This window comes from Streptomyces sp. NPDC047515, from assembly GCF_040643055.1.
GTDB lineage: Bacteria > Actinomycetota > Actinomycetes > Streptomycetales > Streptomycetaceae > Streptomyces.
The window spans coordinates 28,174-41,478 of sequence record NZ_JBEYTM010000020.1 but is presented as its reverse complement, the minus strand read 5'-3'; the positions used below and the strand labels follow the sequence as shown (position 1 = coordinate 41,478).

Below are 13,305 nucleotides of genomic sequence, written 5' to 3'. Positions count from 1 at the left end.
CTCTGCTTCTGGGTGCGCGGTGGCCTGAGCGCCGGGGGTGCGCGACGGTCCGCGCGGCTGTGGCGGCCGGGTGCGACCTACGCGTCCGCGGCCGTCGCCGTCTCGCGCAGCTGGTCCTCGGCCATGCCGCGCCGCCAGTATCCGACGAACGTCACGCGCCTGCGGTCGATCCGGCGTTCCTGTACGAGATGGCGGCGCAGTGCCCGTACTTGTGACGACTCACCCGCGATCCAGACGTACGGCGTCCCCTCGGGCAGCTCGGCCGCGCGGACGGCCTCCAGGGCGGAGGGTGCGCCCTCGTCCCGGACGAGCCAGCTGATCCGGGCCGTGGCCGCGGTGTTGAGGGCCTGGCGGTCCTCGGTGTGCTGGACCTCCAGCCAGACCCGGGCCCTCATTCTGGCCGGCAGCCACTCCAGGGCGGCGGACGCGGCGGGCAGTGCGCTCTCGTCGGCCCAGATCAGCACCCAGTCGCTGTCCTGTGGTGGGCGGAAGCGGACGGCAGTGTTGTCCTCGACGGCCGGGCCCAGCGCCTTGAGCGGATCGCCGGGGGACGCGGCGGCGGCCCAGCGGCACGCGGGGCCGCCGTCCCCGTGCAGCGCGAAGTCGATGTCGATCTCGGTCGCCCCGTCGGGTGTGTGGCGCTGGGCGCGCACGGTGTACGAGCGCATGACGGCCCGTACGTTCTCCGGAAGGGCGCGCCAGGTGGCGAACCAGTTGCCGTCGTGATCGACCGGAACGACTGGTTCTGCCTGGCCGGGGTGCGGCAGGAACAGCGACAGGCTCTGGTCGCGGCCCCCGGCGGCGAAGCCGTCCAGTCCGGGGCCGCCGAAGGTGACCCGGAGCATGGAGGGTCCGAGCCGCCGGGCCCGCAGGACGGTCAGGTCGAAGAACCGGAAGGGGGCGATGGGGGGTGCGACGGACGTCGTCATGCGGGGGTCCTCCCAGGAACAGGAAGCGAAGCCGGGAATCGGCCGCCGATGTGTTCGAAGGAAGGTTAGCCTAACCTCATTGAGTATTCGAGGGTCCTGCCGGGCCGCTCACCAGACCAGGACCCCGCCGCCCACCGCCCGGGCCCGCAGGGCGGCGGCGGTGATGTGGGAGAGCCGGGCCACCACGTAGTCCTCCCGGTAGCCGCTGTGCGCGGCCAGCGCCGCCGTGTGCCGGTGGAGCAGCTCGCACTCGGCGAGGAAGTCGTCGATGTCCTCCGGCTCCACGTACAGATCACCGGTGGCCAGCTCCGGGAGGAACCGGGCGCCGAGCGCCCGCGCGGCGTCCGATCCCCACAAGGTGGTCCGGCAGACCTCGGTCCCGGCCATGTCGCTGCCGTCCTCGGGGCCGTCGAGAAGATGCCATTCCCCCTGTTCGTCGTGGACGAAGGTGTGCACCAACAGCGTCATGCCCCGAACTCCCCCCGGCAGCCGTCGAGCCCCTCGACCGTCACCTCGACAGCGCGGTACTCCTCCCAGCGCTCACGGTCCAGCCGCAGCCGCTGCAGAGTGACGGGCGCACCCCGTACCGCGGCGACCTCCAGTCCGTCCGGCAGATATCCGAGCCGGCGCGAGACACCCAGCGAGCGCGGGTTGTCGGTCATGGCGGCCGAGACCGCGGTCCGGGCCCCGAGCCCGGCGAAGGCGAGATGCAGGGCGGCGGCCCGCATCTCGGTGCCGATGCCCTGACGCTGGTGGGCAAGGCCCAGCCACGAGCCGGTGCTGACCTCACCGGTCACGGCGAAGTCCTTTGCCATCACGTCCTGACGCCCGACCACCTGGCCCTCGTGCAGCACGACGAGGCTCAGTGCCCAGTCCCGTACGGACCAGTTGGCGACGGTGGCCAGCACGTGCTGGAACACGCCCTTGCCGCGCTCGGCGGGCGACGCGTCGGTCCAGGGAACGGTGAACGGCATATCGGCCGGCGGGTGCACCCCGTCGACGGCGACCGACGCGAGGTCGTCCAGCAACTCAAGGTCCGGGAGGCGCAGTTCCAGACGCGGCGTGCGGATGCGGAGCCCGTACAGGGGCCAGTGGTGCGGCTTCATGTACGGACTCTGCCGCCCGGGGGCGTGTGGTGTCGAACGAATTGGGCGGCATCTGAGGGGCGACTGGCCCGGTAAGGTGGCGACCTTCGGTCGGCGCAAGCCCCGGAGCCCCGAAGGCGAACGCCCATGACACAGCCCGCCCCGCACCCCGCCCGACTGCGCCTCGATGCCGCGCTGGGCGGCCTGAGCGTCACCTTCCGAGGGATGACCGCCCACCCCGACGAGCACAACTGCGAATGCCACTGGGGCAGCGCACAGGAGCTCGCCCAGCTCAAGGTGGCGGACAAGGAGCTGGACCCCGACCTCCTGCAGCGCACCTGGCGGGCTCCCGACTGGAGCGACCACCCCTCCGTGCTGCGCCGCATCCTGCCCCAGTTCGCCCGGACCCTCGTCGGCGGCCGCATCGAGCCGTTCTTCGGTATGGACGACGTCGGCCGGTCGTTCGCTCGCGGCCACTGGCAGCAGTGGCCCGACGAGCAGGCAGCAGCAGTATGGGAATTCCTCCAGGCATGGTGGTCCCACACGCTCACCGATCCGGCCCCCGCCGTCCCCGCCCACGAACTCCTCGCACTGAACGTCGAGGCGTCCGGCACGCTCGGCCCGTGGCTCGCCCACTGGGAGTCGCTGACCGGCGCCCCGGCCGACCAGCACCTCGCCGAAGCCGCCGACCACTGGGAGCGAGACCTGCTCGGCGACGAACTCCCTTGGGGTGCATGGGAGAACGAGAACGAGGAAGAGAAGTGCGCGGAGCTGACGGCTTGGCTGGTCGGCCACGCCCAGGCTCGGCTCGCCGCCCATGGCGCATCCGACGAACTGCTCCACCGGATACGACTGCTCGGCCTCACCGGTCCCCGCCGCTGGGAGGACCCGCACTGGCCCGGGTATCGCTACTGAGGCGCTGTACTCAACGGCCGGTTTCCGTTGCGCCCGCCACGAGCCGGCTCGTGAAGCCCGCGCGGCACAACCGCTCGTACGCCGCCGTCACCTCGTTGGGGACCGGATCGGCGATCATGAAGCCTTGGGCGGGGTAGACCATGAGGCGTTGCAGCGCGCCGACGAGCATGTCGATCACCAGGCGGTCGTCCTGGATGGAGGCCACGTACTCCTCGAACGTCATCGGGCTCGACGCGCTCACGAACTCGACGCCCGGCCACAGTTTGCGCGCCGTGGCGTGAGCGCGGCGTTCCTCGTACGGCTTGCTGATCAGCAGTACGGACGAGATGTCGGCGCCCGCCTCTTCGAGCAGAGCCCGCGAGAAGCGGATGTTCTCTCCCGTGTTGCGGGCGCGCGGTTCCACGAGCACGGCACTGTCCGGAACGCCGAGCTCAAGCGCCCGCTCCCGGTAGTGGACGGCTTCACCACGGGGCATGCGCTCACGTGTGGTGCGGCTGGTCGCGCCGGTGAAGACGATGAGCGGCATCATGCCGCGCCGGTAGAGATCCGCCGCCGTGTCGGCCACGCCGAGGTCGTGACTTCCCAGTCCGACCGCCACCGAGCAGGGGCGCGGATCATGGTGCATCAGGTGGTGGCTCCAGAGGAGCCGGGCATCGACCCACGCCTGTGCCGAGATCACGACACTTCGCCTCGGTCCTGTGCCGAGTCCGGAACCTTGAAGTCGTAAGCCCATCTGAAGCGGGAGGCGGCGTGCACGCCTATGGCGAACTCGACCACTGCGCCATCCGAGGTGAAGGAGGTTCGGTGAAGTTCAACGACCGGCTCGCCGCTGGGCAGGAGGAGAAGCTTCATCTCCTCGGAGGTGGGGACGCGGGCGAACAACTCTTCCCTCATGTGGTCGATCTCGTAACCCGCGTCGTACAGCACTCGAAAGCCGCCACCTCGACCGGCGGGCCCTGGGGTCGGGTCGACGATGAGAGTGCCCTCCACGTGCTCGGGCCGGTAGTAACTCGTCAAGGTATGGGTGGGGTGCCCGTCTTCCTTCACGAGCCGGGCTCGGGCGTAGACCTCGGCATCAGCCGACAGGCCAAGGGCGGCGGCAACGGAGGGTGGGGCCTGAACGCGGTCGACGGACTGTGTCTGATCGCCTCGGCGGTATGCGCGTCCCGAGGCGACGCGGTCGGCGATGAATGCCACCTCATCGCTGTCGCGCCATTTGGCCTTGTCGTACCGCTCGATGCCGAGCCTTTTGAGGGGAACCAGTGGCCGCACAATCGTGCCGTGCCCGCGTGACGAGGTGACGAGACCTTCAGACTCCAGTGCCTTGTACGCCGCGTGCACTGTGGACTTGGAGCCCTCGCCTGCCGCGACGAGGTCCCTGATGTGCGGCAATTGCTGCCCTGGTGCGTAGTCGCCGTTCCTGATCTTGTCGGCCAGTTTCTCCGCAAGCTCTCGCCACTTGGGCGCCATGCGTCGCTCCTCCCCTCAGAAAGCAGTCAAGCACAGTCCCGAGACTGCTGACAGTCCTGGGACTGCCGGGCATTCTTGTTTGTGTAGTAGTCGTAGTCCTAGGACTGAATAAGGGTGGGGCTGAGAGATGGCTGGCAGCAGCAAGGCACGGCGAAACCTGTCCCGGCTGACGGGCGAACTCGCGACGGACGGTGTCCTTATCATCCCGAAGGCCGACCCCGGTGCGGACGGCGCGGATCTCGTGCCCGGTGCCGCGCTTCGATGGCCGCCGTGTGAGTGCGGGCACTCGTTGTGCCCCGACTACGTGGCTCCGGAGAACGAGGCATGAGGTTCCGCCCGGTTCAGGAAGAGCTCCGCGTCGGCATGGTCGTCTTCGACCGGTCCCACGACATGGTGGGTGTGGTGGATGGACTCGTCGGCCCAGTTGTCAGGTTGTCGCGTCCTACCGGCTTCACCTGGCAGAGCCGTTCGGCCTCCGTACGACCGGGTACCTCGTACGAGCGGCGGCAGCTGCGGGCGATCTCGATGCTGCACCGGCAACGGTTCAAGGGCCTGAAGAGGTGAGCCGCAGATCGGACGGAGACGGCATGCGGACGGGGCGGGCCCGGAACCCGGACCAGCCCCGTACACCGCCCGAAGCGTCAGGCCGGCAGTCCCAGCTCCCGGGCGATCAGCATGCGCTGCACCTCGCTCGTGCCCTCGCCGATCTCCAGGATCTTGGAGTCGCGCCACATCCGGGCCACCGGGTACTCGTTCATGAAGCCGTAGCCGCCGTGGATCTGGGTCGCCTCGCGGGCGTTGTCCACCGCCACCGACGACGAGTACAGCTTCGCGATGGCCGCCTCCTTCTTGAACGGTTCGCCCGCCACCAGGCGCGAGGCCGCGTCACGCCAGCCGACCCGGGCCATGTGCGCCCGTGTCTCCATGTCCGCGATCTTGAACTGGATGGCCTGGTTGGCGCCGATCGGCCTTCCGAAGGCGTGGCGCTCCTTGGCGTACTTCACCGACTCGTCCACACAGCCCTGCGCCAGGCCCGTGGACAGGGCGGCGATGGCGATCCGGCCCTCGTCCAGGATGCGCAGGAACTGGGCGTAGCCGCGCCCCTCCTCGCCCAGCAGGTTCCCCGGGGGAACACGGACGTCGGAGAAGGACAGCTCGCGGGTGTCCGAGGCGTTCCAGCCGACCTTGGAGTACGGGGCGGCGACCGTGAAGCCGGGGGTGCCGGACGGCACGATGATGCAGGAGATCAGCGGGGCGCCGTTCTCCTTGCGGCCGGTCACCGCCGTGACCGTGACCAGTTCCGTGATGTCCGTGCCGGAGTTGGTGATGAAGCACTTGGAGCCGTTGATCACCCACTCGCCCGTCGCCTCGTCGCGCACCGCCGTCGTGCGGGTGCCGCCCGCGTCCGAACCGGCGTCCGGCTCGGTCAGGCCGAACGCGCCGAGCGCCTCGCCCGAGCAGAGTTTCGGCAGCCACTGCCGCTTCTGCTCCTCCGTGCCGTAGTGGTACACGGGCATCGCCCCGAGCGAGACGCCGGCCTCCAGCGTGATCGCCACGGACGAGTCGACGCGGGCCAGCTCCTCCAGGACGATCCCGAGGGCGAGATAGTCGCCGCCCATGCCGCCGTACTCCTCGGGGAACGGCAGCCCGAACAGGCCCATCCGTCCCATCTCCCGCACGATCTCGTACGGGAACTCATGGCGCTCGTAGAAGTCGCCGATCTTCGGCGCGATCACATCGTGCGCGAACTCTTCGACGGTGCGGCGCAGTTCCTCGTGCTCGGCGGTCAGCCGGTGGTCCAGGGACATGGCAGGTGTCACTCCTTGTGGGAGGGGGTTGACCGCACCGAGAGCGCGCGGACGGTACGGGACGGGCTGGGTCGGCCCAGCTGTTCGGCGAGCCACACGCTGGTGGCGGTGAGCGCGTCGAGGTCGACCCCGGTTTCGATGCCGAGGCCGTCGAGCATCCACACGAGGTCTTCGGTGGCGAGGTTTCCGGTCGCGCTCTTCGCGTACGGGCAGCCGCCGAGGCCGCCCGCGGAGGCGTCGACGGTGGTCACACCGTGCTGGAGCGCGGCGAGGGTGTTGGAGAGGGCCTGACCGTACGTGTCGTGGAAGTGCACGCCGATGGTGTCGGTGGGCACGCCCTCCTCGTTCAGCTCGGAGAGCAGGTCCTGCACATGGCCGGGGGTGGCGACGCCGATGGTGTCGCCGAGGGAGAGCTCGTCGCAGCCGAGGTCCAGCAGCGCCTTGGCGACCCGGACGACCTGGTGGAGGGGGACGGGCCCCTCCCACGGGTCGCCGAAGCACATCGACAGATAGCCGCGGACATGCACCTTGTCGGCCTTGGCCCGTGCGACGACCGGTTCGAACATGGCGAGCGACTCGTCGACGGTGCGGTTGAGATTGCGGGCGGCGAACGTCTCGGTCGCCGAGCCGAACACGGCGATGCGGCGGGCGCCGAGCGCGAGTGCCCGGTCCAGTCCGCGTTCGTTCGGCACGAGTACGGGCAGGGCGACGTCCCCGATGTCCCCCAGGAGCGGGAACAGGTCCTCCGCGTCGGCCAGTTGGGGCACCCACTTCGGGTGCACGAAGCTGGTCGCCTCGATGGTGGTCAGGCCCGACGCGGCGAGGCGGTGGATGAACTCCGCCTTCACCCAGGTCGGCACGACGGCCTTCTCGTTCTGCAGCCCGTCGCGGGCGCCGACCTCGTGGACGCGCACCCGTGGGGGCAGGTCCTGGGCGGGCACGATCATGGGCAGGGTGCGGGATGTCATGCGTCCTCCCCGGGAGCTCCGGTGGGCGCCACCACGGCCAGGACCTGGTCCATGGCGACCGTGGCACCGGCGATGACATCGAGCTCGGTCACGGTCCCGGCGTGCGGGGCGGAGATGACGTGTTCCATCTTCATCGCCTCGACGACGAGCAGGCTCTGACCGGCCACGACCTCGTCCCCGACCGCCACCTTCACGACGGTGACGGTGCCGGGCATGGGCGCGGCGAGCGTGTCCGCCCCGGAACGGGCGGCACCGGCCAGCGCCGCCTCCACCGGGTCGTGGTCCTGGACGTGCCAGGTGTCGCCGTCGCGGCCCAGCCAGGTCCCCTCCGGAGAGGCCGCGTGGGCGAACGTGTGGGTGACACCGGCGAGTTCGAGGACGATCCGGTGCGCGGTCAGCTCCACCGTCCGCGCCGTCTCCCTGCCGCCGGGCATCGGGGCCGGCGGACCGCAGGCGCCCGTCGCGGGCTCCGGCGGCTGCGCGCCCTCCCCGACGTGGCCGAACGTCAGCTCGGTGCCCGCCGGGCAGGTGCGCAGCGAGACCTGGACGGGGTCGTGGCCCGGCAGCCGGAAGTGGCGCACCGTGAAGGCCGGGGTGCCGCCCAGCCGCCAGCCACTCGCCACCGAGAACGGGTCCACCCAGGCCGTGGCGGGCCCGGCCGCCGGTACGCCCTGCCGCAGCAGTGCCGCCGCCGCGTAGACCTCCTCGGGCACCCCCTCCGGCACCAGCCCGTCGACCTCGCGTTCCACCAGACCGGTGTCCAGATCGCCGGCCACCACGGCCGGGTGGGCGAGCAGCCGGCGCAGGAAGCCCGCGTTCGTCGGGACGCCGAGGATCACCGTGTCCGCGAGCGCCGCACGCAGTCGGCGCAGGGCGGCGGCGCGGTCGGGGCCGTACGCGATGACCTTCGACAGCATCGGGTCGTACAGGCTGCCGACCTCGCCGCCCGCGCCGAGCCCGGAGTCCGTCCGCACGCCGTTGCCCTGCGGCTCGTGCAGTGCGAGCACCGTGCCGCCGGACGGCAGGAATCCGCGGGACGGGTCCTCCGCGCAGATCCGGGCCTCGATCGCGTGGCCGGTGAGCCCGATGTCCTGCTGCGCGTAGGGGAGTCGCTCGCCCGCCGCGACCCTGAGCTGCCACTCCACCAGGTCGAGGCCGGTGATCAGCTCGGTGACCGGGTGCTCGACCTGGAGGCGGGTGTTCATCTCCATGAAGTAGTACGAGGCGGGGTCGTTGCCCGGGACGATGAACTCCACCGTGCCCGCGCCCACGTATCCGCAGCTGCGGGCCGCCTGGACGGCCGCCTCGCCCATCGCCACCCGGGTCTCCTCGTCGAGCAGGACGGACGGCGCCTCCTCGATGATCTTCTGGTGGCGGCGCTGGAGCGAGCACTCGCGCTCACCGAGGTGGACCACGTTGCCGTGGGCGTCCGCCAGGACCTGGATCTCGATGTGCCGGGGGCGGTCGATCCACCGCTCCACGAGCAGGGTGTCGTCGCCGAACGAGGCCCGTGCCTCACGCCGGGCGGCGGCGATCTCGTCCGCGAGCAGCGTCTCGTCGCGCACCAGCCGCATGCCCTTGCCGCCGCCGCCCGCCGAGGGCTTCAGCAGCACCGGCGTCCCGATCTCACGGGCGGCATCGCCCAGTTGGGCATCGCTGAGCCCGCTCCCCGACGAGCCGGGGACCACCGGCACCCCGGCCGCCGCGACCGTCTCCTTGGCCCGGATCTTGTCGCCCATCAGTGAGATGGCGTCGGCGGGCGGGCCGATGAAGACCAGCCCCGCCTCCGCGCACGCCCGCGCGAAGCCCGCGTTCTCGGCGAGGAACCCGTACCCGGGATGGACGGCCTGCGCGCCGCTGCGACGGGCCGCGTCCAGCAGCGCGGGCACGCTCAGATAGCTCATCGAGGCGGGCGCGGGCCCGATCCGTACCGCCGTGTCGGCCTCCCGCACATGCCGGGCGTCCGCGTCCGCGTCGCTGAAGACGGCGACCGAGCGGACGCCGAGCTCGCGCAGCGTACGGATGACACGTACCGCGATCTCGCCGCGGTTGGCGACAAGAACGGTGTCGAACATCGTCATCTGTTCCTCACATCCGGAAGACGCCGAAGCCGGGCGCCGCAGGGGCCTTCTGGGGGAGTGGGGCGTTGGCGCACGCGGTCAGGGCGAGCCCCAGCACCTGCCGGGTCTCCATCGGGTCGATCACACCGTCGTCCCAGAGCCGGGCCGTGGCGTAGTACGCGTTGCCCTGGGTCTCGTACTGCTCGCGGATCGGGGCCTTGAATGCCTCCTCGTCCGCCGTGCTCCAGTCGTCGCCCAGCTGGTCGCGCTTGACCGTCGCGAGGACGGACGCGGCCTGCTCGCCGCCCATGACGGAGATCTTCGCGTTCGGCCACATCCACAGGAAGCGCGGCGAATAGGCCCGCCCGCACATGGAGTAGTTGCCGGCCCCGTACGAACCGCCGACCACCACCGTCAGCTTCGGCACGCGGGTGCAGGCGACCGCCGTCACCATCTTGGCGCCGTGCTTGGCGATGCCGCCCGCCTCGTAGTCGCGCCCCACCATGAAGCCCGAGATGTTCTGCAGGAAGACCAGCGGAATGCCGCGCTGGTCGCACAGCTCGATGAAGTGGGCGCCCTTCTGGGCGGACTCGGAGAACAGGATGCCGTTGTTGGCGACGATGCCGACGGGGTGGCCGTGGACATGGGCGAAGCCGGTGATCAGCGTCGTCCCGTACTCCGCCTTGAACTCGGCGAAACGCGAGCCGTCCACCACCCGGGCGATCACCTCCCGTACGTCGTACGGCGTGCGGGAATCGACCGGGACGGCCCCGTACAGCCCGGCGGGATCGACCTTCGGCTCGTCGGCCGGCCGCACCGGCCACGGAAGCGTCCCGCGCTCCGGCAGCGTGGCGACGATGTTCCGCACGATCCGCAGCGCGTGCGCGTCGTCCTCGGCGAGATGGTCGGTCACCCCCGACGTACGGGAGTGCACCTCGCCGCCGCCCAGCTCCTCGGCCGTCACGACCTCGCCGGTCGCGGCCTTCACCAGCGGGGGACCGCCCAGGAAGATCGTGCCCTGGTTCCTTACGATCACGGCCTCGTCGCTCATCGCGGGGACGTACGCCCCGCCTGCCGTGCACGAGCCCAGCACCGCCGCGATCTGCGGGATCCCGGCCCCCGACATCCGGGCCTGGTTGTAGAAGATCCGCCCGAAGTGCTCCCGGTCCGGGAAGACCTCGTCCTGCATCGGCAGGAAGGCCCCGCCCGAGTCGACGAGATACAGGCAGGGCAGCCGGTTCTCCAGGGCCACCTCCTGGGCGCGGAGGTGCTTCTTCACGGTCATCGGGTAGTACGTGCCGCCCTTGACGGTGGCGTCATTGGCGACGATCACGCACTCCCGCCCGCTGACCCGCCCGATCCCGGCGATCACCCCGGCCGCCGGGGCGGCGCCCCCGTACAGCCCCTCGGCCGCCAGCGGGGCCAGCTCCAGGAACGGCGATCCCGCGTCGAGCAGGGTGTCCACCCGGTCCCTGGGCAGCAGCTTGCCGCGCGCCACATGCCGGGCGCGGGCCCTCTCACCCCCGCCGAGCCTGGCCGTGGCGAGCCGCTTGCGCAGCTCGTCGGCGAGCGCGTGATGCGCCGCCTCGTTGGCCTGCCAGGCCTCGGAGGCGGGATCGGCCGCGCTCGCCAGCACCGGTGCCTGCTGCATCGTGTCGAGCCCCCTTGCCCGTACCGCAGTGGTTAATGAGCGTTAACGTCTTCCTTCAGGTTAACGACCGCTAACCCGCCTGTCTAGAATCGAATCCATGACCACCAGGACCGACGCCCCCACCCGCCGCGAGCAGATCCTCAAGGAGGCCGCCCGCCTCTTCGCCGAGCGCGGCTTCCACGGCGTCGGTGTCGACGAGATAGGTGCCGCCGTAGGGATCAGCGGCCCCGGCCTCTACCGGCACTTCCCCGGCAAGGACGCGATGCTCGCCGAGCTGCTGGTCGGCATCAGTGAGCGGCTGCTGGCGGGCGGGCGGCTGCGCGTGTCGGAGGACGCGGCCTGCGAGGACGGCTCCCCGCAGGCCCTGCTCGACGCGCTCATCGAGGGGCACATCGACTTCGCCCTCGACGACCGCCCCCTGATCACCCTCCACGACCGGGAGCTGGACCGCCTCCGGGAGGCCGACCGCAAGCGGGTCCGCCAGCTCCAGCGGCAGTACGTCGAGGTGTGGGTGGAGGTGGTCCGCGCGCTGTATCCGGAGCTGCCCGAGCACGAGGCCCGCGCCGCCGTCCATGCCGTCTTCGGGCTCCTGAACTCGACCCCGCACCTGGGCCGCCCCGGCGCGCAGCCGGACCGCGCGGACACGGCGGCGCTGCTGCACCGGCTGGCGCGCGGGGCGTTCGAGGCGGCGGCGCGGGCGTAAGTCCGGCCGTGGCGCCGGGTCCTACGCCCCCGGTGGGTGCGTCATCGGCCGTGCGCGGCACCATTTCCGCCGGCCCTTTGTATATATGAATGTATGCGAAAAGGAAGAAGCGGCTCCTCAAATTCCCCTTCCTTTTCCTCGGCGAGCTCCGCAGGTCGGAGTGTCGCGGTGACCCTCAGGCATATGGTTTGAGCTGTCTCGCCCACGCCTGATGGGGAACTTAAATGAAAACATGTCAGGTTTCGGTCGTTGTCCCCTGTTTCAATGAGGACGAGGTGATCGAGGCATTTCACCGTGCGCTGATCTCCGTCCTCGAACCGACGCGGCGGACCTTCGAGATCTGTTATGTCGACGACGGCAGCAGCGACCGGACCAGAGCTCGGATCGGATCGCTCGCCGTAGCGGACCGACGGGTCCGCTACACCTCCTTCAGCCGCAATTTCGGCAAGGAGGCCGCCATGCTCGCGGGGCTGCGCATGTCCCGCGGCGATGCCGTCGTCCTCATGGACGCCGACCTCCAGCACCCGCCCGAACTGCTGCCCCGCATGCTGGAGCTGCGGCGGCGCGGCTACGACCAGGTCGTCGCGCGGCGGGACCGCACGGGCGAAGGCGCCCTGCGCACCGTTCTCAGCGCCGCCTACTACCGGGCGATGGGCCGGTGCATGGACGTCGAGGTCGTCGACGGCGAGGGCGACTTCAGGCTGCTGTCGCGCAACGCCGTGGACGCCGTGCTCGCGATGCCCGAGACCAATCGGTTCTCCAAGGGGATCTTCTCCTGGATCGGCTTCGACACCGTCAGCTTCACCTACCAGAACACCCAGCGCGCGGCGGGACGTTCGAAGTGGGGCGGCCGACGGCTGCTCAACTACGGGATCGACGGCCTGATCTCGTTCAACAGCCGCCCGCTGCGCCTGGCCATCCACGTCGGCCTCGCACTCGCGCTGGCCGCGCTGGGATACGCCCTGTGGATCATCGCCGAAGTCGCCCTGCACGGGGTCGGCGTGCCCGGCTACACCACCCTGCTGACGGCTGTCGTGGCGCTCGGCGGAATCCAGCTCGCCACGCTCGGCATCATCGGCGAGTACGTGGGACGCATCTACTACGAGGTGAAACGCCGCCCCCACTACGTGGTGCGCGAAACGAACGAATCCCCGCACGTTGCGCCGGTCGACATTCCGGCAGAGGTCCGTTCGGGCCCGCCCGCCACCGGGGCCAGGAGACCGCGCGCGGGGCGCACCGGGTCGACCGCGATCGGGGCATCGAGATTCCGTACCGTACGCCAGTTCATCATTTTCGGAATGATCGGCGTCGTCAATACGGCGGTATACCTGGCGGTGTACGTCTCACTGAACACCTGGATTCCCTATCTTGCCGCGCACGTCATCGGATACGCGGTCAGCATCGTGGGATCGTTCCTGCTCAACTCGTACATCACCTGCCGTACGAAACCGACCTGGCAGGCCTTCGCCCGGTATCCCCTGTCGAGCGTCGTCAATCTCGTGCTCACCGGAATTCTGCTCTACCTCGGCGTGAGCGGGCTGGGCATGGACAAGAACATCGCCGCCGTGGCCGCGGGAATCCTCGCCACCCCCTTCTCGTTCCTCCTCGCCCGCTGGGCCATCGACTCGGGCGCCGCCCTGGCCCGGCAGAGCACCGGCCCGGCCGAGAGCCGCGCCCGGCACCCCATCCCCTGAACCCCGCACCTCCCGCACCCCC

General features: G+C 70.4%; 13 protein-coding genes. 4 read left to right on the top strand and 9 right to left on the bottom strand.

Annotated elements, in window-relative coordinates:
- Positions 1-77: 77 nt before the first annotated feature.
- The 3 genes from ABZ826_RS18525 to ABZ826_RS18515 all read right to left on the bottom strand — a co-directional run bounded on the left by ABZ826_RS18525 (position 78) and on the right by ABZ826_RS18515 (position 2,035).
- Positions 78-929, bottom strand: a complete 852-nt coding sequence (locus ABZ826_RS18525; protein ID WP_361448846.1) for a siderophore-interacting protein — start codon at positions 927-929, stop codon at positions 78-80.
- A 108-nt stretch (positions 930-1,037) separates the two neighbouring features.
- Positions 1,038-1,397 carry a hypothetical protein gene (locus tag ABZ826_RS18520; RefSeq protein WP_361448843.1) on the bottom strand — a complete coding sequence of 120 codons (360 nt, stop codon included), beginning with the start codon at positions 1,395-1,397 and terminating at the stop codon, positions 1,038-1,040.
- Positions 1,394-2,035 carry a GNAT family protein gene (locus ABZ826_RS18515; protein WP_361448840.1) on the bottom strand — a complete coding sequence of 214 codons (642 nt, stop codon included), beginning with the start codon at positions 2,033-2,035 and terminating at the stop codon, positions 1,394-1,396. Before ABZ826_RS18515 ends, ABZ826_RS18520 begins: the two co-directional genes overlap by 4 nt.
- Positions 2,036-2,161: 126 nt before the next feature.
- Between ABZ826_RS18515 and ABZ826_RS18510 the strand changes: the two genes are divergently transcribed.
- Positions 2,162-2,929, top strand: a complete 768-nt coding sequence (locus tag ABZ826_RS18510; protein WP_361448837.1) for a hypothetical protein — start codon at positions 2,162-2,164, stop codon at positions 2,927-2,929.
- 10 nt (positions 2,930-2,939) lie between these two features.
- Here ABZ826_RS18510 and ABZ826_RS18505 read toward each other — a convergent pair whose 3' ends face one another.
- Together ABZ826_RS18505 and ABZ826_RS18500 are read right to left on the bottom strand one after the other, a co-directional pair.
- The gene (locus ABZ826_RS18505; RefSeq protein ID WP_361448834.1) at positions 2,940-3,608 is read right to left on the bottom strand and encodes a YdcF family protein; all 669 of its coding nucleotides are present in this window, start codon (positions 3,606-3,608) and stop codon (positions 2,940-2,942) included.
- The gene (locus ABZ826_RS18500; protein WP_361448831.1) at positions 3,605-4,399 is read right to left on the bottom strand and encodes a GntR family transcriptional regulator; all 795 of its coding nucleotides are present in this window, start codon (positions 4,397-4,399) and stop codon (positions 3,605-3,607) included. Before ABZ826_RS18500 ends, ABZ826_RS18505 begins: the two co-directional genes overlap by 4 nt.
- 324 nt (positions 4,400-4,723) lie before the next feature.
- Here ABZ826_RS18500 and ABZ826_RS18495 point away from each other — a divergent pair, with 324 nt between their 5' ends.
- Positions 4,724-4,963, top strand: a complete 240-nt coding sequence (locus ABZ826_RS18495) for a hypothetical protein (RefSeq protein WP_361448828.1) — start codon at positions 4,724-4,726, stop codon at positions 4,961-4,963.
- A gap of 77 nt (positions 4,964-5,040) precedes the next feature.
- Here ABZ826_RS18495 and ABZ826_RS18490 read toward each other — a convergent pair whose 3' ends face one another.
- From ABZ826_RS18490 to ABZ826_RS18475, 4 genes are read right to left on the bottom strand one after another with little or no spacing between them, the layout of a single operon-like run.
- The gene (locus ABZ826_RS18490) at positions 5,041-6,207 is read right to left on the bottom strand and encodes an acyl-CoA dehydrogenase family protein (protein ID WP_361448825.1); all 1,167 of its coding nucleotides are present in this window, start codon (positions 6,205-6,207) and stop codon (positions 5,041-5,043) included.
- 8 nt (positions 6,208-6,215) lie between these two features.
- The gene (locus ABZ826_RS18485) at positions 6,216-7,175 is read right to left on the bottom strand and encodes a hydroxymethylglutaryl-CoA lyase (RefSeq protein WP_361448822.1); all 960 of its coding nucleotides are present in this window, start codon (positions 7,173-7,175) and stop codon (positions 6,216-6,218) included.
- Positions 7,172-9,250 carry an acetyl-CoA carboxylase biotin carboxylase subunit gene (locus ABZ826_RS18480; protein WP_361449070.1) on the bottom strand — a complete coding sequence of 693 codons (2,079 nt, stop codon included), beginning with the start codon at positions 9,248-9,250 and terminating at the stop codon, positions 7,172-7,174. Before ABZ826_RS18480 ends, ABZ826_RS18485 begins: the two co-directional genes overlap by 4 nt.
- A 13-nt stretch (positions 9,251-9,263) precedes the next feature.
- The gene (locus tag ABZ826_RS18475) at positions 9,264-10,886 is read right to left on the bottom strand and encodes a carboxyl transferase domain-containing protein (protein WP_361448819.1); all 1,623 of its coding nucleotides are present in this window, start codon (positions 10,884-10,886) and stop codon (positions 9,264-9,266) included.
- Between the two features lie 97 nt (positions 10,887-10,983).
- On the opposite strand from ABZ826_RS18475, the gene ABZ826_RS18470 reads away from it, so the two are divergent.
- Both ABZ826_RS18470 and ABZ826_RS18465 read left to right on the top strand, forming a co-directional pair.
- A complete protein-coding gene (locus tag ABZ826_RS18470) occupies positions 10,984-11,589 on the top strand; it encodes a TetR/AcrR family transcriptional regulator (protein WP_361448816.1) in 606 nt (201 codons plus the stop codon).
- Between the two features lie 224 nt (positions 11,590-11,813).
- The gene (locus tag ABZ826_RS18465; RefSeq protein WP_361448813.1) at positions 11,814-13,283 is read left to right on the top strand and encodes a glycosyltransferase; all 1,470 of its coding nucleotides are present in this window, start codon (positions 11,814-11,816) and stop codon (positions 13,281-13,283) included.
- Positions 13,284-13,305: the final 22 nt, after the last annotated feature.